This window comes from Streptomyces tagetis, from assembly GCF_018069565.1.
Taxonomy (GTDB): Bacteria; Actinomycetota; Actinomycetes; order Streptomycetales; family Streptomycetaceae; genus Streptomyces; species Streptomyces tagetis.
The window spans coordinates 311,191-335,355 of record NZ_JAGPNL010000004.1 but is presented as its reverse complement, the minus strand read 5'-3'; the positions used below and the strand labels follow the sequence as shown (position 1 = coordinate 335,355).

Here is a 24,165-nt window from a genome sequence, read left to right as displayed (position 1 = left end):
GGTATCCGGTGCCCTTCGAGCCGCCCGGTCTAGGCCAGCAGCCCCGACGACTTCCACAGCCGGCGCCCGACGCCCCGCAGGACGCCGATGTCGTCGAGGAAGTCGGTGAGGCGCTTCGCCCCGGTCTGCATCACCTCGCGGCGGTGGCCGCTGGCCCTGGCCTGCGCCGTCGCCTCCCGCTTGTCCAGGCCGACGTTGGTGTAGACCTCGGGGTTGACGAAGGCGACGGAGAAGACGCGGGCGAACTCGCCGGAGGTGACCCGGGTGAACTCCCGGGACCACTTCGGGGCCGTCAGCATCTGGCGGCGCAGCTCCTCGCGGGCGTAGCGGACGTGGCGGGCCTCCTCCACCACGTGGATGCGCGTGACGCCCCGGATCAGCGGCTGGACCCGCTCGTCGGGGAAGGCCAGGCGCTGCATCCAGTCCAGCACCTCCTCGCCGAGGAGCGTGGCGGTGAAGGAGCCGGGGGTGGTGGAGACCGTCTTGAAGAGGCGCCCGAGCTGCTGGTGGAGCGGGCTCACCGGGTACCAGGGGGTGTCGCCGCGGGTGATCAGCCGGGCGAACATCTTCGAGTGGCGGCACTCGTCCTCGATCTCGGTGAGCGCGTAGCGCACGTGGGCGCTGGTCGCCGACTTGTCGTAGACGTGCCGCAGCAGGAGCTGCATGAGGATCAGCTCGAACCAGATGCCGAGCGAGGCGAGCGCGGCGGCCTCGTGCCGGGAGAGCAGGATGCGCTGCTCCTCGCCCATCCGCTTCCACAGGGGCGTGTCGTAGAGCGACACCAGCTCCGGCGGCCAGAACCACTTGCCCTCCTCGAAGGGCGCGTCCCAGTCCAGTTCCTTGTCGGGGTCGAACGAGTGCTTGGCGGAAGAGTCGAGCAGCCGTTCGGCCACCTGCTCCCGGTCCTTGAGCAGGCCGAGCGCGTCGCGCAGGCCGCCGAGCGCGTCGGCTTCCGTCAGGGTCGTCATGGCTGTCCCACCTCGTGTACGGCGGCGTCCGGAGCGGTGTCCGGATCGCGTCGGGTTACCCGCGGTCACTCACTGGTCTTATGAGACTGCCTGTCAGCAAGACCGTCAATCCCCCGCGCACGACTTGTCGACCGCGAGCGACCCCGGGCCGCGCCCCGCCGCCTCCGCCGCCCCCGCTCAGGAGCCGAGCACCGCCGCCATCACCGCCCGCGCGACCGGCGCCGCCAGCCCGCCCCCGCTGATCTCCCCCCGGTCCGCCGCCCTGCCCTCCACCACCACCGCCACGGCGACCCGCGGCTCCGCGTCCTGCCCGCCCCGCGCCCACGAGACGAACCAGGCGTACGGCGTACCGGAGTTGCCCACCCCGTGCTGCGCGGTCCCGGTCTTGCCGCCGACGACCGCGCCCGGGATCGCCGCGTTGGCGCCCGTGCCGTTCTCCACCACGCCCCGCATCAGCTCCGCCAGCCGCGCCGCGGTCGCCGGGCTCATCACCTCCCGCGCCGGGCTCGAACCGGACGTCGCCACCACCGCGCCGCCCGCCCGCACCGTCCGCTCCACCAGGTACGGCGTCCGCGCCTGCCCCCCGTTCGCCACCGCCGCCGCCACCATCGCCATCTGGAGCGGCGTGGCCCGCGTGTTGTACTGCCCGATCGACGACAGCCCGAGCTGCGCCCGGTCCACCGAGGTGTCGAAGGTGCTCCGCGCCACCGAGAACGGCACCCGCAGCCCGTCGTCGTTGAAGCCGAACGCCTCCGCCGTGGCCGCCATGTCCGCCACCCCCACGTCCACGCCGAGCTTGGCGAAGACCGTGTTGCAGGACCACTCGAACGCCTCCCGCAGCGAGGCGTCGCGGCACCCCTCCGACTCGTTGGTCAGCCGGGTCCGCGTCCCCGGCAGCGTGTACGGGTCCGGGGAGACGGTCGGCGCGTCCAGGTCGGAGACGACCCCCGCGTCCAGCGCCGCCGCCGCGGTCACCACCTTGAACGTCGACCCCGGCGGATAGGTCTGGCGCACCGCCCGGTTGAGCATCGGCTTGTCCGGATCGCCGGTCAGCCGCTCCCAGGCCCGCTTCACGGCGGCCCCGTTGCCGGACAGGTGCTGCGGGTCGTAGGACGGGGTGGACACCAGCGCGAGGACGCGGCCGGTCGCGGGCTCGATCGCCGCCACCGCCCCCTTGTGGCCGCCGAGCCCCTCGAACGCGGCCCGCTGCGCCCCGGCGTGGATCGTCGTCTCCACGCTGCCGCCGGCGTTGCCGAAGCCCGTCACGTCGTTCCACAGGGGAATCGGCGCGAGCGCCGGGTCGGCGCCGGAGAGCAGCCCGTCCTCCGCGTGCTCCAGCAGCGTGGTCCCGTACGCCTGCGAGGCGAAGCCGGTGACCGGCGCGTACAACGGCCCTTCGGTGTACGTCCGTTCGTACCGCAGGTGCTCCCCGGTGTCCCGGGAGCCGGTGACCGGCTCGCCGCCGACCCGGATGTCGCCGCGCGGCTGCCCGTAGCGGGCGATGTCCGGCCGTCGGTTGGCCGGGTTCCCGTCGAACTCGGGGCCCCGGACGAGCTGCACCCGGGCGGCGTTCACCACCAGCGCCACCAGCAGCAGGGCGCAGAAGACCGCCGCGTGCCGGATGTTGCGGGTCACGGCCGCGGCCCCTGGGGCGATGCGCCCTGGACGCGGGCCGCGTGGCTGATCCGGATCAGCAGGGCCACGATCGCCCAGTTGGTGACGACCGAGGAGCCGCCCTGGGCCAGGAACGGCATCGCCATGCCGGTCAGCGGGATCAGCCCCATCACCCCGCCCGCGATGACGAACACCTGGAGCGCCACCAGCGAGGACAGGCCGACCGCGAGCAGCCGGCCGAAGGGGTCGCGCACGGCGAGGCCCGCCCGCAGACCGCGCTCCACCAGCAGCCCGTAGAGCAGGAAGAGGGCGGTCAGGCCGAGGAAGCCCAGCTCCTCGCCGGCCGTGGCGAGGATGAAGTCGGACTTGGTGGCGAAGCCGATGAGCACCGAGTGGCCGAGGCCGAGCCCCGTCCCGGTCACCCCGCCCGCCGCGAAGGCGAACAGCGACTGGGCGAGCTGGTTGGGGCCGCGGCCGGCCTCGATGGAGGCGAAGGGGTGCAGCCAGTCCTCGACCCGGCTGTGCACGTGCGGTTCCAGCCACCCCACGGCGACCGCGCCCAGCGCGGCGAGCAGCAGGCCCACCGCGATCCAGCCGGTGCGGCCGGTGGCGACGTAGAGCAGGACGACGAAGAGGCCGAAGAAGAGCAGCGAGGTGCCGAGGTCGCGCTCCAGCACCAGGACGCCGACGCTGACCAGCCACACGGCGACGATCGGGCCGAGCACCCGCCCGGTCGGCACCTTCAGCCGCCACACCCGGCGCCCCGCGTACGCCAGCGCGCCGCGGTTCGCGGCCAGGTACGCGGCGAAGAAGACGGCGAGGAGCACCTTGGCGAACTCGCCGGGCTGGATGGAGAAGCCCGCGATCCGCAGCCAGATCCGGGCGCCGTTGACCGCCGGGAACAGGATCGGCAGCGTGAGCAGCACGAGGGCGGCGGCGACCGAGACGTACGCGTAGCGCTGGAGCACCCGGTGGTCGCGCAGCAGCAGCACGACGACGGTGAACAGCCCGACGCCCAGCGTCGACCACACCAGTTGGGTCGGGGCCGCGGCGTCGCGCGGGGTCTCCAGGTCGAGCCGGTAGATGAGCACCAGGCCGAGCCCGTTGAGCAGTACGCCGATCGGCAGCAGCAGCGGATCGGCGTACGGGGCGCGCAGCCGCACCGCCGCGTGGGCGAGCAGCGCCAGCACGCCGAGCCCGGCGCCGTACCCGGCGGCGCCCGGCGGCACGGAGCCCCGCACGGCGAGGCCGACGTTGCAGTAGCCGAAGACCGAGAGCAGGACGGCGAGGACGATGAGGGCGAGTTCGACACCGCGGCGCCGGGGGAGACGGGCGGCGGGCGGGGGCGCGTCGGCCGCCGCCACGGTGATCCCGGGTCCGGGACCGGTCTTGTTCATGCCCGGGACGCGGCCGTGGGACGGGGTCCCCCGTCCCTCACCACCGGCGCCCTCGCGGCCCCGGACCGCCGTACCGGGCGCCCCCGGCCACGCCGAGGACCCGGCCGGGCGCCCGCGGCGGGGCGGCGGGACGCGAGAGCAGCAGCGGCATGGGGACCTCCCGGGGGCCGGACGCCGGGCAGGCGGCCTGCCGGACACGACTGAGCGCCACCCTAAGAGCGCCCGCCCCGCCCCGCCCGCCCCACTGCTCCGTCCGGGGGAGGCCCGCTCGTCCTGGCCGAAGCGCCCTAGCTGAAGGGGACGGCGTCGGCCGGGACGGTGTGCCAGTTGGTGACGATGGGCTTGTCGACGGTGATGGTGCCGACCTTGAGGGAGACCGGGTTCGGGTCGTCCTGGCCGACGGCGACGATGATGTGCTCCAGTTCCTTGCCGTAGTCGTTGTTGGTGGTCTTCGGGTTCACCCCGGCGTAGGCGGTGGTGTTGCCGCTCAGCTTGATCTGGTCGCCGACGGACTGCTCGGCGGGGCCGGCCTCGGTGCCGTCGGAGCCGAAGGCCACGACCGGGAGTCCGGCGGGCAGGTAGCAGGTGATCCCGGACTTGGCCTTCGCCATGACGAGGATGTAGCCGCCGGCCTGGGTCTCGGAGCGGGTGCTCCAGGAGATGTCGTTGGCGCCGCAGACCTGCTCGACCGGCGCCCGCCCGCCGTCACCGGTGTCGGCACCCGAACCGGCCCCCTCACCCGTCCCCCCGGTCCCGTCGGTGTCCTTGGCGCCCTCGTCCTTCGCGCCGGAGCCCTTGCCGTCGCTCTGGCCGGAGGGGGCGGTCGACGAGGAGTCCTGCGCCGCGCCGGTGTCGCCGTCCTCGCAGGCGGTCATCAGCAGGGCGCCGCTGAGGACGGCGGCGGAGACGAGGAGGGCCTTGCGGCGGATGCTGGACATGAAATCCCCTTAGGTGACCGGTAGTTGAGACCGAAGCCGAGCGGCTTTCCGTAGGTCGCTCGACCACTATGACGGGGTCCGGACCCCCAGGGGTGCCCGCGTCGACGCACCCGGACAACGCTGTCACGGACCGGTGACACGGCGACAGGAGATGAGAGATCCCCCTCCGCTTCGCGCGGAGAAAACCGGGACAAAAGCCGGGACGAAAGCTGGGGCAGAAGCCGGGAGAAAAGCTGGAAGGAAAGCTGGAAGGAAAGCCCGGAGGGGGCCGGGAGGGGGCCGGGAGGGTCCCGTCCGTCGCGGACGCCCCTCGCGCCCGTGGGGTCGCGTCCGGCGCCGGGCTACTCGGCCAGTTCCTCCAGCAGCCGGGCGGTGGCCAGCCCGGCCCGCAGGTAGGCGGCGAACAGCTCGTTGTGCAGCGCCCAGGGCGAGCGGCGGGACCGGATCAGCCGGATCGCGTCCTCGGCGCTGCCGCCCCGGCGGATCAGCACCTGGGCGACGACCAGGCCGGAGCGGTTGTAGCCGTGGTAGCAGCGGACCAGCACCCGGCGCCCCTCCTCCAGGGCCTCGTCGGCGGCCTGCGCCAGCCGGATCACACCCGCGAGCTGGGTGCCGTCCAGCGGCCCGTCCGGGATCGGCCACACCTGGTGCCCCACGCCCGGGGCGGGACCGTGTCCGGGCAGCCGCAGCAGGCTCTGCACCAGGTCGAACTCGTCCCGCACCACGGCGAACTCCAGCCGCCCGGCCCGCCGCCGGAACTCGTGCCCGCCCATCCACAGCCCCGGCACGATCTCGCTCCAGGGGCTGCCCGGGGCCGGGACATCAGGACTCCTGCCAGGGGTACGCACCGGCACCTCCGCATCCGTGTCCGCCCGGCACCCGCCCGGCGGCCCACCTCGCGCACCGACGCCCAACTCCGTTCCACCGTAGCCCGGTTCCCGCCTCCGCAGCACCCCGTACGACCGGCCACAGGCCGGGGTCCCGGCGTCCTGCGACACCCCCGCTCAGGGCAGGGCGGCGGCCCGCTCCCGGTCCAGCAGCGGGGCCAGCAGGTCCCCGTGGTCCCGCACCCGGGCCAGGACGTCCTCCGTCCGGAAGACCAGTTCCCCGGGGCTCCGGCACGCCGCCACCTCCGCCCAGGTCACCGGCGTGGAGACGGCCGGCTCGGCGCGGGCCCGCACGGTGTAGGGGGCGGCCGTCGTCTTGCGGGCCGCGTTCTGGGACCAGTCGACGAAGACCTTCCCCGGCCGCAGGCTCCGGGTCATCCGGTGCACCACCCGCTCCGGAAGGGCCCGCTCCGCCGCCACGGCCAGCTCCTTCGCGTACTCGGTGACCCGCTGCGGCGACGACCCGCGCACCCCGGCCAGCAGGTGCAGCCCCTTCGCGCCGGAGGTCTTGGCGTACGCCTCGACGCCGTCCGCCGCCAGCCGCTCCCGCAGCCACAGCGCCACCTCGCAGCACTCCACGACGGTGGCCGGCGGGCCGGGGTCGAGGTCGAAGACGAGCCGGTCCGCCTCGTCGGGGGTGTCCGCGAGCCACTGGTGGGTGTGGAACTCGGTCACCAGGTTCGCCGCCCACATCAGGCTGGCCAGGTCCTGCACCAGCACCATCCGCGCCGGGCCCTCCGAACGGGCGACCCGCGTCGTGGTGACCCAGCCGGGCGTACCGGGCGGCACGTTCTTGGTGAAGAACAGCTCGCCGTCCGGCCCGTCCGGGTAGCGCAGGAAGGAGAGCGGGCGGTCGCGCAGGTGCGGCAGGAGCACCCCGGCGGCCGTCGCGTGGTAATGCAGCAGCTCGCCCTTGGTGAGGCCGGTCGCGGGGTACAGCACCTTGTCCAGATTGCTGAGGGCCACCCGCCGCCCCTCCACCTCCGTGATAGGCGCCATACCATGAGAATCTCACGGAACCGGGACAAAACGCCCTGTGGTGCGGGAAGGGAAAGGTGCTCCACGTGCGATCGATCTGGAACGGCGCCATCTCGTTCGGCCTGGTCAGCATCCCGATCAAGCTGGTCAACGCGACCGAGAGCCACACGATCTCCTTCCGCCAGATCCACACGGAGGACGGTGGCCGCATCCGGTACCGCAAGGTCTGCGAACTGGAGGACCGCGAGGTCACCCAGAGCGAGATCGGCAAGGCGTACGAGGACGCCGACGGCACCATGGTGCCCATCACCGACGAGGACCTCACCCACCTGCCCCTCCCCACGGCCCGGACCATCGAGATCGTCGCCTTCGTGCCGGGCGACCGCATCGACCCGCTCCAGATGGGCTCCGCGTACTACCTCGCCGCGAGCGGCGCCCCGGCCGCCAAGCCGTACACGCTGCTGCGCGAGGCGCTCAAACGGAGCAACCGCGTCGCCATCGCCAAGTTCGCCCTGCGCGGCCGGGAGCGCCTCGGCATGCTGCGGGTGGTCGGGGACGCCATCGCCATGCACGGGCTGCTCTGGCCGGACGAGGTCCGCGCGCCCGAGGGCGTCGCCCCGGAGACCGACGTCACCGTCCGCGACCAGGAGCTGGACCTCGCGGACGCCCTGATGGACACCCTCGGGGAGATCGACCTCGACGACCTGCACGACGAGTACCGGGAGGCGCTGGAGGAGGTCATCGCCGCCAAGGCGGCCGGCGAGGCACCCCCCGAGGCGCCCGAGCAGGCCCGGTCCGGCAAGGTGCTGGACCTGATGGCGGCCCTGGAGAACAGCGTCCGCGCGGCCCGCGAGTCCCGGGGCGAGGAGGGCGCGGGCGACGCCGAGGTGCACGCCCTGCCCGAGCGCGAGGAGCCCTCCGGGCGGGGGACCGGCGCGAAGAAGGCGTCCGGCGGCGGGAAGGTGGCGGCGAAGAAGACCGGGCCGGGCAAGGCGGAGCAGGGGAAGACCGGGCAGGGGAAGGCGGAGCCGAAGAAGCGGGCCGCGAAGAAGACCGCCGCCAAGTCCGCCACCGCCCAGTCGTCCACCCAGTCGTCCACCGCCAAGTCCGGCGCCGGCAAGGGCGGCGGCGGACGCAAGGCCGCGGCCGGGGGGACCGCGGCCAAGGAGTCCGGCACCAAGGCGCCCGCGAAGAAGACCGCCTCCCGGCGGCGCAGCGCCTGACGCCCGGGGGCGCGGTCAGGGCCAGGTCGGGGCCAGGTCCGGGCGCGGTCAGGGCCAGGTCCGGGCCGGTTCGGGGCGAGGTCAGGCCGTGGTCAAGGCGAGGTGACCGGCGCGGCGGGGTCGACGGGCGCCGCCGGGTCGACGGCGTCGACGGGGCCGGTGCCGGGGACGGCGGGGTCGAGCGGTGCTCCCACGGCCTCGGGCGCCTCGGCGGCGTCCGGCGCCTGCGGGGCCGAGGGGGCCGGCGAGGGGGTGGGCGCCGCGGTGTTGACGTTGAGGTCGGGCCGCTGCTTGAGCACGAGGGTCTGCTCGCCCGGCTGCGGCGGGGGCGGGGTCACCCGGTCCCGGGGGAGCTTGGCCGGGCCGGTCTGCCGGAAGGTGACCTCGTCGTAGCGGACCAGGCCGGTCTGCTCCAGGACGGTGATGTGGTCCAGGACGGTGTCGTTGGCGAGGTCGGCGAGCTGCCGCACCAGCGTGTTCTTGGTGCTGGCCCGGATCTTGGCGATCACCGAGAAGATCTGCCCGTGGGTGACGCGCATGATGTTGACGGCGGTCTCGTCGAACTCGGCGCCGCGCTTGGAGCTGATCGTCTTCACGAAGCCCTCCTGCTGCGGCGAGGCCCTGTTGGGCAGGGTGACGCCCAGTTCGGGGGCGATCTCCAGGCACATCGCGTCGAGTCCGGCGTGCCCGACGACCAGATGCCGGCCGGCCGTCTTCATCTCCTTCGTGGTGCCCCGTTCGATCGCCAGCTCCCCGAGCGGGTACTCCCAGAGCCCGGCGGCCCGCACCTTGACCACGAAGTCGCGGTCCGCCTCGGTGAGCGGCCCGTACTTGGTGCTGGCGATGACCCGGTCCTGGTCGCCGTCGGGCTGCTCGACACCGACGAGGGCCGGGAAGGCCAGCGCGGAGAGGGTCAGGGTCATCACCCCGAACAGGACGATGACTCCGATCCTGCTGCGGGACAGCCGCATGATGCCTCCAGGGGCGACGTGAGAGATCTCGTGCACGTACTCGTGCTCGGGGGAGTACGGAAACGGAGGCCGGATCGATCACCGTTTCCGTGTGATTCTCACGACGCCGGGGAAGCGGCCCCTCAGCCGATCGCCGAGCCGTACACGTGTTCGATGGTCAGGGTGAGCAGCACCCGGCGCTCGGAGACCATCGCCGCCCGGTACGCGTCCCAGTCGGGGTGCTCCCCGGCGGCGGCGCGGTAGTACGCCACCAGCGCCTCCACCTCCGGACCGTGCGGGTCGGTGCCCGGCCCGGTGAGGGTGACGGTGCCCTCGGCGGTGGCCCAGGAGCGGCCGTCCGGGGCGGTGACCTCCAGCGAGGCGCGCGGGTCCCGGCGCAGGTTGGCGGTCTTGGCCAGCCCCTCGCGGGTGGAGACGCGCAGCACGCCGGCGCCTTCGTCGTAGGCGGGCATGACGGGGGAGAGCTGCGGGCGGCCGTCGGACTTGATCGTCGCCAGTACGCCGAGGCGGGCGCCGGCCAGCAGGGAGCGGGGGTCGAAGCGGGGTGTCGTCATGCCGGGATCATCGCGCCGCGCCCGCCGGATGTCCCGGGGGCGGGCCGCGCGGGCCCGGATTTCACGCGCCGGGCGGCTCGACGGCGCGGCCGGTCCGGGGGCTCGGCGGGGGCCCGTCCGGCGGCTCGGCGGAGCGTGGGACCGGGGCCGCGGGTCCGGGGCGGGTGGCCGCCGTCGTACGGGTGCGCGGGTCCGGGGCGTGGATGGCCGCCGTCGTACGGGTGCGCCGGTCCGGGCGTGGGGTCGCCGCCGTCGTACGGGCGCACCGGTCCGGGGAGCGCCGGTTCACGGGACCGAGGGGCCGCCCAGGTACCGTCCGTCACGGTCGTACGGCCAGGCGTTGGCGACGCACCCCTGGAGCCCCTTGATCTGCTGCATCATCGCCGGGGCGGGCAGGCCCGGCCCCGGGCAGGTCTCGTGGCCGCGGCCGATGCGGTGGCCGACCTCGTGGTTGACGATCAGCGCCCGGTACTCGCCGATCGGGCCGTCGAACTCCGGGGAGCCCAGCACCCAGCGCTTGAGGTTCACCACGACGTCCTTGCCGACGCTGCAGTTCACCTCGCCCCGGGTGTTCAGCCCGGCCGCGCCGCAGATCTCGTCGACGGTGCCCGGCGTGGCGATCCGCACCACGAAGTCGTGCGGCCCCGAGCCGACCAGCCGGAACGCCTCGGTGCCGCCCCGCGTCCAGCCGCGCGGGTCGGCGAGGACGGCGGACACCTCGGCGGCGGCCTCCTCGGCCGGGATGTCGATGCCCTCCTCCACCAGCACCATGTACCGCCGCACCCGGGTCCCCGTACCCACGCTCGCGCCGTCGGCGTCCGCGGTGGTGAAGGTGCCGGGCCCGGTCTCGGGCACCGCGACGACCGGGGGAGAGGGCGAGGGGGAGGGCGGCGGCGGGGCCGTCGAGGGGGCCTTCGCGTCGGACGCCTTCGGACCCGCCGCCTCCGCGGCGCCCGCCGCCCCGCCGCCCGGGTCCCCGGCGCGCGTCTGCCGCCAGTACCCGGCGGCGGCGCCGGCCGCGACCAGCACGGCGCCGAGCGCCAGCCCGGCCAGGGCCGTACGCGCCGGCCGGCGCCTGCGGGCGGCGCGGGCCCGGCGTCCGCCGCCCGGCACGGCGCTCCGACGTGATCGGCGGGCTGGGGGTCGGCCCACGAGGCGCGTCCTCTCCGTTGGTCGGCGGGCGCGTGGGAGGACGGGGCCCGGCCGCCGCGGGCACGGCCCCACCCGCGCGCCGGTCTACCCCAAGATCCAACCCGAAGCCGAGGGCAAACCATGACCGTACGTCATGTGCCGCTTGTCACAAGCGAGTTGAGGCATCAGCCGGACGCGCGCCGGGGTCGCCCGGCAGCAGCCGTGCGACCCCGACGCGGTACGGGAGGCGGACGCCGTCAGCCGGCGGCGGACCGCTCCCAGCGGTAGAAGCGGCGGGCCATCGCGTCCTGTGGACTGCGCCAGGTCGCCGGGTCGTACGCCGAGACGTACGGCTCCAGCCGCTCGCTGACCTCACGGAACTCCGGATGGCCGGTCAGCCGGGCGATACGCGGCGCCGGGTCGTCCTCGCTCTCGATGAGATGCATGTACACATCACCGAAGGAGAAGAGGCTGCGCCCGGTCACCCCCACCAGGTCGGGCAGCTCACCGCGGTCGGACTCGGCGAACACCTTGGCGATGTCCGGCGCCGCACCGGGTGCCATCCGGGCGACGATCAGGGTGTGGTGCATGAGGAGGCCCTTCGTCGGAGTCGGTCGGCCCGCCGTCAGTCGGCGAACGCCGGGGCGGTCCGCCGCTCGCCCGCCGCCTGCTCGATCCGGTCCCGGATCAGCGCCATCTGCGTACGGGAGTTGCGGTTGATGTTCTCCGTCATCCCCGCGTCGTCCACGGGCGCGTCCCGCTTCATCGCGAAGTCCTGGACCCAGCGCATCCGGGTCCCCTGCGGGGTCTCGGCGTACTCCCAGACGATGTTCATGTACTGGAAGGGGCCGGTCTCGACCCGGTGGGCGCGCACGGTGCGGCTCGCGCGGTCGGCGGTGCGCTCGGAGACCCAGCTCCACACCCGGTCCTGTTCGTCCGGGTGCATGGTGAGCCGGAAGGTGACGCGGTCGCCGTCGCGCTCCAGCACGTCCACCGAGGCGTACTCGCTGAACAGCCGGGGCCAGTTGTCGACGTCGTTGGTCATCTCCCAGACCAGGTCCATCGGCGCGGCGATGGTGATCTCGTTGTCGGTGTGCCCTGCCATGTCACACTCCCGTCTTCAGGGCGCCGTTGACCAGCGCGAGGAAATCGGCGGGCGTCTTGCAGCGCTCGGCCTGCTCGGGCAGGCCCAGCCCGTACTGCTTCTCCAGCTCGGCCACGATGCCCAGCAGGCCGAGGGAGTCCAGGCCGAAGCTCTCGAATCCGGCGTCGGACTGCTGTCGCAGCGCGGCCGGGTCGACCTGCACCCCGGCGGTGCGCTTCATCAGCGCGGCCAGTTCCTCGACGCTCACCTGATAGTCCTTTGGGTTGCTCATGCGAGGCTGCTCCTTGGCTCGTTCGGTCGGCGCGCGCCGGCGGCGGCGCCTGGGGAGGACGCGCGGGGCGGCCGGCGTGGCCGCCCCGCGCGGTGGGGAAGGTCAGGCGCCCTTGCGCAGCACGAGCGCCGAGTTGCCGCCCATCAGGCCCCGGGAGAGGACCAGGGCGGTGCGCGGCTCGACGGCGCGGGCCCGGCCGGCCACCACGTCCAGGTCGTGGCAGAGGTCGAACACGTGCGGGGTCGGCGGGATCAGCCCGTGCTCCATGGAGAGCACCGCCGTCGCCACGTCCAGCACCGGCGCCGCGCAGTAGGCCCGCCCGGTCCCGGTCTTGGGCGCGGTGACCGGCACCCGCCGGGCGTGCGCCCCCAGCGCGTCGGTGAGCGCGAGCGCCTCGGCCCGGTCCGCCTCCGGCACCCCGAGGGCGTCCGCGAAGACCACGTCGATCTCCTCGGGCCGGCAGCCCGCCTCCGCCAGAGCGCCCTGGATCGCCCGCGCCAGCCCCGCCCGGGACTGTTCCCAGCGGGAGGCGCCGGTGAAGGTCGCCGCGTGCCCGGCCACCGTCGCCCGCGGCTCGGCCCCACGCTCCCGGGCCGCCGTCTCCTCCTCCACCACGAGCATCGCCCCGCCCTCGGCGGGCGCGAACCCGCAGGCGGCGGCGGTGAACGGACGGTAGGCGCGGTCCGGTTCGTCCGCCCGGCTCAGCTCCGGATACCCGAGCTGGCAGACGACCGAGTACGGGGCGAGCGGCGCCTCCGTCGCCCCGCAGACGACCCGCTCGGTGCCGCCGCGCACGGTCAGCGCCGCGTGCGCCAGCGCGTCCAGCCCGCCCGCCTCGTCGGCGGCCACGACTCCGCAGGGCCCCTTGAAGTCGTTGCGGATGGAGATCTGGCCGGTGCTGGCCGCGTAGAACCAGGCGATCGACTGGTACGGGCCCACGTACCGCGAGCCATGGCCCCACAGGTTCTGCAACTCCCGCTGCCCGAACTCGCCGCCCCCGGACCCGGCCGCGGTCACCACGCCCACGGAGTACGGCGACGCGATGTCGGCACGGCCGAACCGGGCGTCCTCCATGGCCAGTTGGGCGGCGGCCAGCGCGAAGTGCGTGAACCGGTCGGTCTGGACGAGGAACCGCTCCTCGATGGTCTCCACCGCGTCGAAGCCGCGCACCTCGCCCGCGACCCGCAGCGGCAGATGGCCGCAGCCCTCCCGGGTGACCGGACCGAGACTGCTGGTGCCGTCCGCGACCGCCTTCCAGAAGGTCTCGGCACCGACGCCGTGCGGGGACACCACGCCGAGACCGGTGACCACCGCACGGGGCCGACGTCCTGCGCTCATCGCCGTCCTCCTTCGCACCCGCTCAGCACGACCGCCGACTGGAAGCCGCCGAAACCGCTGCCCACCGACAGCACGTGCCGCAGCGCCCGCTCGCGTGCCTGGCGCGGCACGTAGTCGAGGTCGCACTCCGGGTCGGGCGTCTCGTAGTTGGCCGTCGGCGGCACCACCTGACGGTCCAACGCCAGGACGCACGCGGCCAGTTCGATGGAGCCGATGGCCCCCAGCGAATGGCCCACCATGGACTTGATCGAACTCATCGGGGTCGCGTACGCGTGCTCGCCCAGCGACCGTTTGACGGCCGCCGTCTCGTGCCGGTCGTTCTGCACCGTGCCCGAGCCGTGGGCGTTGACGTAGTCGACGGCGGTGCCGTCCAGGCGGGCCATGCCGAGCGCCGTGTCGATCGCCCGCGCCATCTCCAGGCCCTCCTTGGTGAGCCCGGTCATGTGGTAGGCGTTGCCGAAGGTCGCGTACCCGCTGATCTCGCAGTACACCTCGGCGCCGCGGGCCCGCGCGTGCTCCAGGTCCTCCAGGACCAGCACCGCCGCGCCCTCGCCCATGACGAAGCCGTTGCGGTCGGCGTCGAAGGGACGGGAGGCGTGCGCGGGGTCGTCGTTGTTCGGCGAGGTCGCCTTGATCGCGTCGAAGCAGGCCATGGTGATCGGCGAGATCGGCGAGTCGGAGGCGCCCGCGAGGCAGACGTCGACGCGGCCCTCGGCTATCGCGTGGAAGGCGTAACCCACCGCGTCCAGACCCGAGGTGCACCCCGTCGACACGGTCTGCACCGGCCCGTGCACCCCGAACTCCTCGGCCACCGCCGAGGCGAGCGTGGCGGGGGTGAAGGCCCGCTGGAGATGCGGTTCGGCCTGCCGGTCGTCGACGTCCCAGCGCGCGCCGCGCTCACTGACCAGCACGTAGTCGTGTTCCAGCCGGGTGGTGCCGCCGACCGCCGTGCCCAGCGTGGCGCCGGCCCGCCACGGGTCCAGCCGCGCCAGGTCCAGCTCCGCGTCGCGCACCGCCTGCGCGGCGGCCACCAGCGCGAACTGCACGTACCGGTCGCTGCGTTGGACCGTGGCGAGGTCCAGCCCGTGGTCGGACGGATCGAAGTCGCACTCGGCGGCGATCTGCGAACGCAGCCCGTCCGGGTCGAAGAGGGAGATCCGGCGCGTCGCCGTACGGCCCTCGGACAGCAGGCCCCAGAACTGCGGCACGCCGATCCCGCCCGGGGCGACGACGCCTATGCCGGTGACGGCGACCCGGCGCCGGTTCATGACACCGCCTCGGCCGCGGTGGCGGGCCGGCCGTCACCGGGGTGGGCGCACCCGTCGTGGTCGTGGACGAGACTGTTGCCCTGCGCGTCCTCCGTGTCGACGTGCCCCAGTTCGGGCCGCGGGGCCAGCGGGCCCAGGTGGAAGACCATCCGGGCCTCGACGTCACCGACGTTGCGGAAGCGGTGGCGCATGTCCTGCGGGATCAGCAGGCCCTGCCCGGCGGCCAGGGGGTGGGCCACGCCGTCCAGGTCCACTTCCAGCGCTCCGTCGGTGACGTACACGAACTCCTCGGAGTACGGGTGGTAGTGCTCGGCGATGCGCTCGCCGGGCTGCATGAGGGCCACGCCCATGAAACCGCTGGTCGACCCCGCGGTGGTGGGCGTCAGGAGGGCGCGGAGGTCGCCGCCGCGGCGGCGGTTGGGCGCGATGTCGCCGAGGGAGACGATGCGAACCTGCTGGTCTGTCATGTCGGTCACTCCGGGGGAGGCAGGGGGGACGGGGAGGGGCGTCTGCGGCGGACCGGCGGGCACGTCGGCGGGCCGGGCCGCGCCGCAGCGATCAGGAGCCGGCCGATCGCCGGTCGGTCAGGGGCGTCATCCGGGCGTACGCGAGCAGCCGGGCCGGCGCGTCCGCGTCGGTCAGCGGCCCGTCCACACCGGCGGCGGCCGTCTCCAGCAGCCGTCCGGCCTCGGGGACGCCGGCCAGGTCGTGCAGGCCCAGCACCGCCGCGGGCGCCGCGTCCGGGTCGCCGTCCACGTCGACGAGGCGGACGACCAGGTCGTCGCGGTGGAAGACGGTGGCCGCCAGCACCGGTCCGCGCGCGTCCCGCACGGCGGCGGCGTCCTGGCGGGCCAGCAGCCGGGCCAGCTCCGGACCGGCGCCGGGCCGGACCGGGTAGAGCAGCGCGCACCGCCGGGTCCGGTCGTCCACCGGGGCGCCCGACGCCACGTGGTGCACGGCCGGCATCGCCGCCAGCGTGAAGAACCGCCGCGCGGAGTGCGGGTCGTCCAGGTCGCGGCTCTGCTCCAGATACGGGTCGAGCGCCCGCTCGACCGCCCGCACCCCGGGCTGCCGGGCGACGTGGCGCAGCGCGGTCTGCAACTCGCCGCGCACCTCCACCGCCCGCACCACCCGGTTGCCGTGCAGGAACAGGGAGGTGCGCAGCAGCCGGGTGGAGTCGTCGACGTGCGCCTCGGGGGAGACGTAGTTCGACAGCAGCTCGGCCACCTTCGCCTCGCTGCCCGGCCGGACCGTGAAGGTCAGGGCGTGCCGGACGAGGTTGCCGCCGATCCGGGGGGAGCCGTTCGGCACCTCCAGGGTCGCCGGCTCGTCGGCGGGGCCGTCGCCCGAGGTCTCGCGCAGCACGCTGTACCGCAGCGAGCGGGTGTCGCGGACACAGTCCTGGAGCGGCTCGACCGTCTCCAGGTGCTCGGCGCTGTTCACCCAGGCGAGGAAGGGCGCCGCGCTCTCCCACTCGCTGGTCAGCAGCCACTGCGTCGGGTTCTCCAGGGACTGGCACAACTGGTCGCTGACGTGCCCCGCGACGGCGGCGACCCGGCCGCGGATGCGCTCGTAGGCGTTCAGGAACTCCTGCTGCATGCCGTCGTGGACGTCCAGCATCAGTACGACCCGCACGCGGGAGCCGTCGAAGGCGGACGTCGTCACACCGGACGCCGCGGCCTTCCCGGACGCCGGCGGGGAGCCCGCCGGCCCGGTATCCGCCGGGCCCGCGTCCCGGGAGCCCGGTTCCGCCGAAGCGCCCCGGACCGGGCGGGCGTCCGGCCCGGAGTCCGTCGGCGCGGTGTCCGTCGATACGACGGGAGAGACCGTCATCCGGCCCACCTCTTCTCAGGGGAAATCCTCGTGGACTGGGAGAGAGAACGGCCGTCGGGGCGCTCTCCACGCGGAGCGGGGGCGCCTCGGCCGCACAAGGACGATCGTGCGGCGTGCCCGCGGGCACCGCGAACCAGGCGTGTTAAGTGGGTGAAGCCTGAGCCGCCGTGGGCCTCACGGGGCATGAATGAGTTCTCGGCAGCAACCCGTCCCGGGACCGGCGCACTCCCACCGAACCGACGCCGCACCGGCACCGGTTCCGACGGACCCGGGCCACGGGACCCGGTCACGGGACCTGGGCACCCGGAAACCGGAGGGCGCCACCACCAGGCCCGGTCCGCCCTCCCCCCCCACCCCACGAAGACCTTTGAAGCCCCCGAAGCCCCCCGAAGCCCCCCGAAAACCCCCGAAGGTCCGCGCAGGCCCACAGAAGCCCGCACAACGGAGGCACGAGATGTACCAGACGCACGAGCCGCACGAGATGAGGGACGAACAATGAACGAAAGCGCCGCCCGACCGGAAACCGGGGTGCACCGCGTCCCCGTGCTCGTCGTCGGAGGTTCCCTGGTCGGGCTGTCGACCTCGGTGTTCCTGGGCCGCCTGGGCGTCCGCCACACCCTGGTGGAACGGCACACCGGCACCTCCATCCACCCCCGCGGACGCGGCAACAACGTCCGTACGATGGAGCTGTTCCGCGTCTCCGGCACCGAACCCGAGATCCGCCGGGCCGCCGCCACCCTCGCCGGCAACCACGGCATCCTCCAGACGCCCACCCTGGTCGGCGACGCGGGGGAGTGGCTGTTCCGCCAGATCGACGCGGGCGGCGCCATGGCCCGCCTCAGCCCGAGCAACTGGTGCCTGTGCAGCCAGAACGACCTGGAGCCCCAACTCCTGCGGCACGCGGACGAACTCGGCGGCGACCTGCGCTTCGCCACCGAACTACTCTCCTTCGAGGCCGACCCCGACGGCGTCACCGCCCTCGTCAAGAGCCGCGACACCGGCGAACACACCACGATCCGCGCCGACTACCTGGTCGCCGCCGACGGCCCCCGCAGCCCCGTCCGCGAACAACTCGGCATCGGCCAGAGCGGTCCCGGCGACCTCTTCCACAACATCAGCGTCACCTTCCGCTCCCGCCGCCTCGCCGACGTCGTCGGAGACCGCCGCTTCATCGTCTGCTACCTGACCACCCCCGACGCCGACGGCGCCCTGCTGCCCGTCGACAACCGGGAGAACTGGGTCTTCCACGCCCCCTGGCACCCCGAACAGGGCGAGACCCTGGAGGACTTCACCGACGAGCGGTGCGCCGACCACATCCGCCGCGCCGTCGGAGACGACGGTCTCGACATCGAGATCACCGGCCGCGCCCCCTGGCACGCCGCCCAGCGCGTCGCCCGCACCTACCGTTCCGGCCGGGTCTTCCTCGCCGGCGACTCGGCCCACGAGATGTCGCCCACCGGGGCGTTCGGCTCCAACACCGGCATCCAGGACGCCCACAACCTCGCCTGGAAACTCGCCGCCGTCCTCGACGGCTGGGCCGGCGACGGCCTCCTCGACAGCTACGACGCCGAACGCCGCCCGGTGGCCGAGGCGACCAGCGCCCGCGCCGCCGCCCGCTCGGCCGAACACAGCCACCCCGGCTTTGCCCCGCCCCCCACCCCGGGCGGCGGCGGCCCGCAGCGCGGCATCCTCAACGTCGCCCTCGGCTACCGCTACCCCCGGGGTGCCGTGGTCGGCGCCGACCCGGCCACGCCCGTCGTCCCCGAGGACCTCCGGCTCGGCGGCGCCCCCGGCAGCCGCGCACCCCACCTGTGGCTGCGCCGCGCCGATGCCCGCCTGTCCACCCTCGACCTGTACGAACGCTCCCTCGTCCTGCTCAGCGACGCCGCCGAGCCCTCCGGCTGGCACGAGGCGGCGACGCGCCTGGCCGAGGAGACGGGCGTGCCGCTGACGCCGTACCGCGTCGGCGCCGACGGCGCCCCGGAGGCCGACCTCACCGTGGAGGACGACGGCACGGGCACCGCCCAGGACTGGGCACGGGCGCACGGCGTCTCGCGCGGCGGCGCGGTGCTGGTCCGCCCCGACGGCTTCGTCGCCTGGCGCTCCCCGGGCCCGGCACCGGACCCGGAGCCGGTGCTGCGCCGGGTACTGGGGGAGGTGCTGTCCCACAGGTGAGACGTCGGCGCCGCTCCGGCAGGGGGCGGCGGGGTGACCGTATGCCCGCCGCTCCCGCCGCCGCCCCGCCGCTCCCGCCGGCGTGCGAAGGTGGAGGGGTGACCCTGGAGGACCTCGTCCGGCTGCGCCGGGCCCGCGACGCGATGGACCGCGACTACGCCGAGCCGCTCGACGTACCGGCGCTGGCCCGGATCGCCCTCATGTCCCCGGGCCACTTCTCCCGCAGCTTCCGCGCCGCCTTCGGGGAGACGCCGTACGGCTACCTCCTGACCCGGCGCATCGAACGGGCCAAGGCCCTGCTCAGACGGGGCGACCTCACGGTGACGGAGGTCTGTCACGCGGTCGGCTGCACCTCGCTCGGCTCCTTCAGCTCACGCTTCACCGAGCTGGTCGGGGAGAGCCCGAGCGCGTACCGGGCCCGAGGTCACGAGGCCGCCGCCGTCGTGCCGCCCTGCTACGCCAAGATCTACTCCCGACCGGTCAGGAACGGAGAAGCGAAAGCGGGCCGGCGTCCGTAGCGTGAACGCCATGGACATCAAATTCTCGCAGTGCTTCATCGCCGTCGACGACCACGACAAGGCTCTCGCCTTCTACCGGGACATCCTCGGCCTGGAGGTACGCAACGACGTCGGCTTCGAGAACATGCGCTGGGTGACGGTCGGCCCGCCGTCCCAGCCCGACGTGAACATCGTCCTGGAGCCCCCGCTGGCCGACCCGAACGCCTCGCCCGCCGACAAGCAGGCCATGGCGGAACTCCTCGCCAAGGGCCTGCTGCGCGGCGTCATCTTCACCACCGACGACTGCGACGCCACCTTCGAGCACATCCGCGCCGCGGGCGGCGACGTCCTCCAGGAACCCATGGACCAGCACTACGGCGTCCGCGACTGCGCCTTCCGCGACCCCGCAGGCAACATGATCCGCTTCAACCAGCCCCGCAAGCCCTGAGCCACCAGCCCACCAGACGACCAGCCCCGGCCATCGAAGACGAGAACCGTGACGGCGCCGGACGCGCCCTCGACGACACCGATCACCTCATGGATACCGCCCAGAGGGACGATCATCCGCGGCCTGGTCGTCACCTTCTGGTGCTCCCCTACGGGAGGGCCCACGGGGATGCCAGCATCGGGAACATCCTTCGTCACCGGGACGGTCACGCCGTCCTCATCGACCTCGACGGGATCCGCCCTCGCTCCCCGCGAGTGGGACCTGATCCAGACGGCGCCGTATAAGGACGGCTGTCGCCTTCGGCGTGGCCGGTACGGTAGCCCTGGCGCGGCCTTACCGCCCCGCAGGAACCCACAACCTGCTCTCGCCGGCCTACTCCGCAAGGTCACGCGCCGCGCTGCTCTGGCCGGAGGCGGGCGGCCGGCAGGCCGTGTGACGATAGCTCTGGGTCCAGCATGAACGGCCGTGCACGGGTCGGAAACTGAGACGGACAGAGGCAACATGCCTCGACCGGGTGACGTGCAGCAGGTTCGGCCTCAGTGACCGTCCAAGCGCCTCTATGGTGCGTTTCGCTCTTGCACACTCAGCTCAACGAGGAGTCGACGCAGCATGGCGACACCGCCTGATCAGCAGCCTGTACAGCCGTACGGACAGCCTCCGACAATCATCATCAACAACAACAACTCCGCTGCGGCATCTGCCGCAGCGGTCATCGGCGGGGTGGGGCTGAGGCGTCGACGTCAGTCGCTGTGGGCCCACTTTTGGCTGCTCATGCTCACCGCGGGCATCGGCAACGTCTTCTATGCGGTGCACGTGAGCCGCTGGAACCGCGATCGAGGTCTCTGACAGCCGGCAGGGCCCCTCCCGACGCGCCACTGCCGGGAAGAGCCCTGCCATGGCCTCTGGGAGCTGTACCCGACCGCTGTTGTTCGCTCTGCTGGGCACGGATGGGGCACGAGGGTAGCGGTGCAGCGGACTCTGCCAGGAAGTGTGCTCGGGGTAGGCCGGCGCGTCAGAGAGGGACGATGTGGACCTGGTTTCCGCAGAGTTTGGTCATGTCGTCCCTGTCTGAGGTCAGGAGGGCGACGGGTTTCGGCTGACGCAGGGCGACCTCGGCGACCGTGGCGTCGATGGCGTACTCGTGTCCGTGCAGCCCGGCGCCCTTGAGGAGTTCCGTTGCTGCTTTCGCCGCCTGTTCGGTGACCGGCTCCACCTTGACGCGGGACAGAGCCCAGTTCAGGCGAGACATGTTGGTACGGGAGTGGCTGACTTCCACGATGGTGTTCGCACCGATCACCAGGTCGGCTCCCATATCGTGGAAGACCTGCAGCATCGCGAGGAGCTTACGGTCCTGCGCGATCCAGGCGGAGAGCCCTTCCGAGTCCAGAACGACGGTTTCGACTCGCTCGCTCACGCGGCGTCCGCGCCCTTGGAGGTGCCGACGGAGCCGAAGATCTTCGCGCGGGCCTCGGCGAGCTCCTCGTCGCTGAAAGATCCGTGCTCCTCCTCGTGGCGGCGGAGATCGTCGCCCAGGAGCTGGTGCCGGATCTGGCGGGCTACGGCTTCCGCCACGTAGCCGGAGACGTTGTCCGTGAGCTTGCGGAGCTCCGCCACCTGATCGCTGGGAAGCGTGACGGTGATACGAGTCGTTGAGGACATACAGCAAGCATACTGGAGTATGCGAGATATCGCTGTGCGGCGCTTTGTGCTCGCGGGTGCAAGCGTCGGCTTCCTGATGCGTAAGCGAAAGGGCTGTGGTAGCTACCTCGAAGACACGACTTCGGCCCCGTGGGACAGGGAGGGACGTGTATCGATCCCGAGTCGACGCAGCGCGACGGTCCTTGTGCGTGACGGGTGGAGACGCGGAGGAAGCACTCGCGCTGTACCGGAGAGAGGCCGACGGGACGCGGTAGCGGACGCATGATGCCGCCCTGCACAAGCACCTGGGGAGACCGTCGGAGGCCCCCGCCCCGATGCGCCGCACCATGCACACGCACCACATCGGTTGCTCCTCGCACGCTCTTTCCGCTCGAATCCGGGCCTGATTCCCTGGTCGAGAAGGCACTTGGACTCGACCACGAGGTGGGGTATGGAGCGCGCGACCCAGAGGGCAGCAGTAGCGTCCCGTCCAGCAGTACGAACGCCTTTGTCGATGCCGTCCGGGCCGCATCGGCAAAGGCTCGGGGCGAGGGTGGCCGGGATCTCGATGGCCTCGGTGATGTACCGGTAGGCGGTGGTGGTTCCTGTGCCGAATCCGGCCGCGAGCTGGGCATACGGGTCGCCCTTGCACAGATGGGCGAGCGTGAGCAGGGCCTGCCGGCCGGGGCTCAGGCGTCGCCATCGAGTGCCGAGCTTCCGCCGGTGTTGGCGGAGCTGGACACGTTGATGCCCGACGGGTAGAAAAGCACACGAAGCCTCTGGTGGAGACGGATTTCTCGGTCGAAAACCCGTCCACCGGGAGGTTGGAAACGCTTATTGCGTCGGGGGCTTGTTATTGCTCTACGGCTCATCCCATCGAATAGCCGATCTTCGCAAGGTCTTCTGCGAGGTCAGCCAAGACGATTTCTGAGTTCAACGCGCGGACCACTTCTTCGGTCAGAGGACGCGAAGAGAAGACGTGACGAACGGCCTCCAGATCGACCGGGATCTCGTAGTGGTCCTCGGCCCACCGTTGGAACGCTTCCGGCGAGCGATCCACCAACAGTTGGAAGAGGTACCCGGCGCCGTCTGGATGTTCCGGTTCCTCGTCAGCGAAGTCGATCGCCCCTGTTTTCCAGCCGTCGTTGCCCCTCTCTCGCCACATACAAGCAGTGACCAGCGGTATCCCGTCCTCATCCGAGAACGCCGACTCTTCGACATACGGCCGGAAGACCTCAGGAACTCCATCGAGCACTCCGGGCAATGGCCCGTCCTCTGCATAGGACTCATAGGCGATTCGTGATCGAATCCCCGGACGTAGGCGCCAGCGGGCGAGAAAACGATCGAGTACTCGTTGCCCGATCCGTCACGCATCGAGGCCATTGACTCCTTCTCGGACCAGTGGTCGTCGAAGGAGTGGTAGCGGTCCTCCCACTCAGGGCTCAGGACTGCCTCCAGGATGGCCAGGGAGCGGCAGTGTTCACGGAGGACTGTCATCTCGGGCAGTTGCCGAGCAACGTCATGAACGGTCACTCGCTCATCCAAGCGCACGCCTCCGACACAGACGCGTCAGGCTCCTGCCCGGCGGGTGACTGTCGGACCAAACCTGAGAACTGCGGAAAGTGCGACTCACCTGCGGCAACGCTCCAAGATCCCGTCCACGTCTCGTCCGCAGACCCCGACATAGAGCCGCTTCGGGCGGCATACGCCTGCGCATACGCGAAGACCCCGGCCTCAGCGTTTTCGCTGGTGACGGGGTCTTGGGCACACTTACACGGTGTGCCCCCGGCAGGATTCGAACCTGCGCACACGGCTCCGGAGGCCGGGGGAGTGCGAGGGGCGCCGGGCGCGCTGACCTGCGGGGGAACGGTGCAGGAAAGCCGCTCCGCTCAAGATCATTACGTCCCTATTACGTGGGTGCCCTGTCGGGGGGGTGCGGCTGCGCCGTATCGTCGGAGGCATGATCTCGGGCAGTAGCGGGGGACCGTTCGGCGGCGGTACGGAGTTCACGGCGGAGGGCGTGGCCGTCGTCCTGCGCGAGGCGTGCGAGGCGGCCGGACTGGACGCGGTCGGGGCGGAGTTGCTGCGGCTGGGATCCAACGCGGTCTACCGACTGGCCTCCTTACCGATCATCGTCCGTATCGCCCGCGATCCCGCCGTCCTGCCGGAGATGGAACGGGCCGTGGCCGTGGCGCGCTGGTTGGAAACGGTCGACTTCCCCGCCACCCGAGTACCGTCCGATATCGCTCAACCCATCGTCGTCCGCGGCCTGGTCGTCACCTTCTGGGAGAGCGTCCAAGAGCGCGAGGAGTACGCGACGGTCGGCGAGCTGGCCGACCTGCTCCGCCGGCTGCACTGGCTGGAGGAACCCGAGTCGCTGGGCCTCCCGTACTTCGACCCCATGGCCAAGCTGTCCGCCTCGCTGAACGGCCTGGATGCCGTCTCCGAAGAAGACCGCTCCTTCCTGGAGGAACGGGCGGCGAGGCTCGGCAAGGAGTACGACCGGCTGGACTTCGTGCTCCCCTACGGGATGATCCACGGCGATGCCAGCATCGGGAACATCCTCCGTCACCGGGACGGTCACGCCGTCCTCATCGACCTCGACGGATTCGCCCTCGCTCCACGCGAGTGGGACCTGATCCAGACTCCGCTCTTCTACGACCGGTACGGCTGGCACACGGCAGCGGAGTACGCCGACTTCGTGTACCGGTACGGCTTCGACCTCATGAACTGGCCCGGCTACGAGACCTTGGCCGACCTCCGGGAACTGATGATGGTGGCGTGGCTCGGTCACCAAGTCGGCGTGAGTGAGCGCTCTGCGGCCGAGTTCACCCGACGGGTCCGGTCTCTGCGGACGGGAGAGGGGCGCAAGGAGTGGGGCCCCTTCTGAGGAGCGGCTGTCACTCCTGGCGTGACCGGTAGCTCTGGTGC

General features: G+C 72.6%; 23 protein-coding genes, 1 tRNA gene and 3 pseudogenes. 6 read left to right on the top strand and 21 right to left on the bottom strand.

The features are described from left to right. Positions 1–29: 29 nt before the first annotated feature. The 6 genes from J5Y05_RS17220 to ligD form a co-directional block, all read right to left on the bottom strand. Complete coding sequence (locus J5Y05_RS17220) at positions 30–968, bottom strand: AurF N-oxygenase family protein (RefSeq protein ID WP_210873332.1); 939 nt, start codon at positions 966–968, stop codon at positions 30–32. 177 nt (positions 969–1,145) lie between these two features. Next, complete coding sequence (locus tag J5Y05_RS17215; RefSeq protein ID WP_210873330.1) at positions 1,146–2,603, bottom strand: penicillin-binding transpeptidase domain-containing protein; 1,458 nt, start codon at positions 2,601–2,603, stop codon at positions 1,146–1,148. Further along, positions 2,600–3,979: an FtsW/RodA/SpoVE family cell cycle protein gene (locus tag J5Y05_RS17210; RefSeq protein ID WP_210873328.1), complete on the bottom strand. Its 1,380-nt coding sequence runs from the start codon at positions 3,977–3,979 to the stop codon at positions 2,600–2,602. The genes J5Y05_RS17215 and J5Y05_RS17210 overlap by 4 nt, the downstream gene beginning before the upstream one ends. 287 nt (positions 3,980–4,266) lie before the next feature. Then, positions 4,267–4,917 (bottom strand): DUF4232 domain-containing protein, encoded by a 651-nt coding sequence (locus J5Y05_RS17205; RefSeq protein ID WP_210873326.1) that lies wholly within the window; start codon positions 4,915–4,917, stop codon positions 4,267–4,269. Between the two features lie 341 nt (positions 4,918–5,258). Beyond that, entirely contained in the window at positions 5,259–5,690 is a 432-nt protein-coding gene (locus tag J5Y05_RS17200) for a protein-tyrosine phosphatase family protein (protein WP_247614895.1), read from the bottom strand. A gap of 231 nt (positions 5,691–5,921) precedes the next feature. Then, entirely contained in the window at positions 5,922–6,803 is an 882-nt protein-coding gene (ligD, locus tag J5Y05_RS17195) for a non-homologous end-joining DNA ligase (RefSeq protein ID WP_210873322.1), read from the bottom strand. 65 nt (positions 6,804–6,868) lie between these two features. Between ligD and ku the strand changes: the two genes are divergently transcribed. Continuing rightward, positions 6,869–8,005, top strand: a complete 1,137-nt coding sequence (gene ku / locus J5Y05_RS17190) for a non-homologous end joining protein Ku (RefSeq protein ID WP_210873320.1) — start codon at positions 6,869–6,871, stop codon at positions 8,003–8,005. Positions 8,006–8,232: 227 nt separating this feature from the next. On the opposite strand, the pseudogene J5Y05_RS17185 reads toward ku, so the two are convergent. From J5Y05_RS17185 to J5Y05_RS17140, 10 genes and pseudogenes are all read right to left on the bottom strand, one after another. Further along, a pseudogene (locus tag J5Y05_RS17185) lies at positions 8,233–8,976 on the bottom strand (DUF4142 domain-containing protein); the annotation flags it as partial. 122 nt (positions 8,977–9,098) lie between these two features. Beyond that, a complete protein-coding gene (locus J5Y05_RS17180; protein ID WP_210873316.1) occupies positions 9,099–9,530 on the bottom strand; it encodes a PPOX class F420-dependent oxidoreductase in 432 nt (143 codons plus the stop codon). A gap of 285 nt (positions 9,531–9,815) precedes the next feature. Beyond that, positions 9,816–10,682, bottom strand: coding sequence for a DUF3152 domain-containing protein (locus J5Y05_RS17175; RefSeq protein ID WP_210873314.1), 867 nt, complete (start codon positions 10,680–10,682; stop codon positions 9,816–9,818). A 236-nt stretch (positions 10,683–10,918) separates the two neighbouring features. Next, the gene (locus J5Y05_RS17170) at positions 10,919–11,251 is read right to left on the bottom strand and encodes a TcmI family type II polyketide cyclase (RefSeq protein WP_210873312.1); all 333 of its coding nucleotides are present in this window, start codon (positions 11,249–11,251) and stop codon (positions 10,919–10,921) included. Positions 11,252–11,286: 35 nt separating this feature from the next. After that, on the bottom strand, positions 11,287–11,766 hold the full coding sequence (locus J5Y05_RS17165; RefSeq protein ID WP_210873310.1) for an SRPBCC family protein: 480 nt from the start codon (positions 11,764–11,766) through the stop codon (positions 11,287–11,289). A gap of 1 nt (position 11,767) precedes the next feature. Beyond that, the gene (locus tag J5Y05_RS17160) at positions 11,768–12,037 is read right to left on the bottom strand and encodes an acyl carrier protein (RefSeq protein ID WP_210873309.1); all 270 of its coding nucleotides are present in this window, start codon (positions 12,035–12,037) and stop codon (positions 11,768–11,770) included. Positions 12,038–12,139: 102 nt separating this feature from the next. Continuing rightward, positions 12,140–13,375 (bottom strand): ketosynthase chain-length factor, encoded by a 1,236-nt coding sequence (locus J5Y05_RS17155; RefSeq protein WP_210873307.1) that lies wholly within the window; start codon positions 13,373–13,375, stop codon positions 12,140–12,142. Further along, positions 13,372–14,643, bottom strand: coding sequence for a beta-ketoacyl-[acyl-carrier-protein] synthase family protein (locus tag J5Y05_RS17150; RefSeq protein WP_210873305.1), 1,272 nt, complete (start codon positions 14,641–14,643; stop codon positions 13,372–13,374). The genes J5Y05_RS17155 and J5Y05_RS17150 overlap by 4 nt, the downstream gene beginning before the upstream one ends. Then, the gene (locus tag J5Y05_RS17145) at positions 14,640–15,110 is read right to left on the bottom strand and encodes a cupin domain-containing protein (RefSeq protein WP_210873303.1); all 471 of its coding nucleotides are present in this window, start codon (positions 15,108–15,110) and stop codon (positions 14,640–14,642) included. Before J5Y05_RS17145 ends, J5Y05_RS17150 begins: the two co-directional genes overlap by 4 nt. Positions 15,111–15,201: 91 nt before the next feature. Continuing rightward, entirely contained in the window at positions 15,202–16,308 is a 1,107-nt protein-coding gene (locus J5Y05_RS17140) for a SchA/CurD-like domain-containing protein (RefSeq protein ID WP_372450496.1), read from the bottom strand. 663 nt (positions 16,309–16,971) lie between these two features. Between J5Y05_RS17140 and J5Y05_RS17135 the strand changes: the two genes are divergently transcribed. The 4 genes from J5Y05_RS17135 (at position 16,972) to J5Y05_RS17120 (ending at position 20,442) form a co-directional block, all read left to right on the top strand. Next, positions 16,972–18,651: an FAD-dependent oxidoreductase gene (locus J5Y05_RS17135; protein WP_210873300.1), complete on the top strand. Its 1,680-nt coding sequence runs from the start codon at positions 16,972–16,974 to the stop codon at positions 18,649–18,651. A gap of 98 nt (positions 18,652–18,749) precedes the next feature. Further along, positions 18,750–19,169 (top strand): helix-turn-helix domain-containing protein, encoded by a 420-nt coding sequence (locus J5Y05_RS17130; protein WP_307853960.1) that lies wholly within the window; start codon positions 18,750–18,752, stop codon positions 19,167–19,169. Positions 19,170–19,179: 10 nt separating this feature from the next. After that, positions 19,180–19,596, top strand: a complete 417-nt coding sequence (locus J5Y05_RS17125) for a VOC family protein (RefSeq protein ID WP_210873297.1) — start codon at positions 19,180–19,182, stop codon at positions 19,594–19,596. 609 nt (positions 19,597–20,205) lie between these two features. Further along, positions 20,206–20,442 (top strand): hypothetical protein, encoded by a 237-nt coding sequence (locus J5Y05_RS17120; protein WP_210873295.1) that lies wholly within the window; start codon positions 20,206–20,208, stop codon positions 20,440–20,442. A 166-nt stretch (positions 20,443–20,608) separates the two neighbouring features. Here J5Y05_RS17120 and J5Y05_RS17115 read toward each other — a convergent pair whose 3' ends face one another. The 5 genes and pseudogenes from J5Y05_RS17115 to J5Y05_RS17095 form a co-directional block, all read right to left on the bottom strand. Next, complete coding sequence (locus J5Y05_RS17115) at positions 20,609–21,010, bottom strand: DNA-binding protein (protein WP_210873293.1); 402 nt, start codon at positions 21,008–21,010, stop codon at positions 20,609–20,611. Next, on the bottom strand, positions 21,007–21,255 hold the full coding sequence (locus J5Y05_RS17110; protein WP_210873291.1) for a type II toxin-antitoxin system CcdA family antitoxin: 249 nt from the start codon (positions 21,253–21,255) through the stop codon (positions 21,007–21,009). The genes J5Y05_RS17115 and J5Y05_RS17110 overlap by 4 nt, the downstream gene beginning before the upstream one ends. A gap of 455 nt (positions 21,256–21,710) precedes the next feature. Next, positions 21,711–22,004: pseudogene (locus J5Y05_RS17105) on the bottom strand (helix-turn-helix domain-containing protein); the annotation flags it as partial. Between the two features lie 98 nt (positions 22,005–22,102). Beyond that, positions 22,103–22,767 (bottom strand): annotated as a pseudogene (locus J5Y05_RS17100) (hypothetical protein). A gap of 247 nt (positions 22,768–23,014) precedes the next feature. Beyond that, positions 23,015–23,075, bottom strand: a tRNA-Ser gene (locus tag J5Y05_RS17095). A 119-nt stretch (positions 23,076–23,194) separates the two neighbouring features. On the opposite strand from J5Y05_RS17095, the gene J5Y05_RS17090 reads away from it, so the two are divergent. Continuing rightward, positions 23,195–24,124 carry an aminoglycoside phosphotransferase family protein gene (locus tag J5Y05_RS17090; protein ID WP_210873289.1) on the top strand — a complete coding sequence of 310 codons (930 nt, stop codon included), beginning with the start codon at positions 23,195–23,197 and terminating at the stop codon, positions 24,122–24,124. The last annotated feature ends 41 nt before the right edge of the window (positions 24,125–24,165 follow it).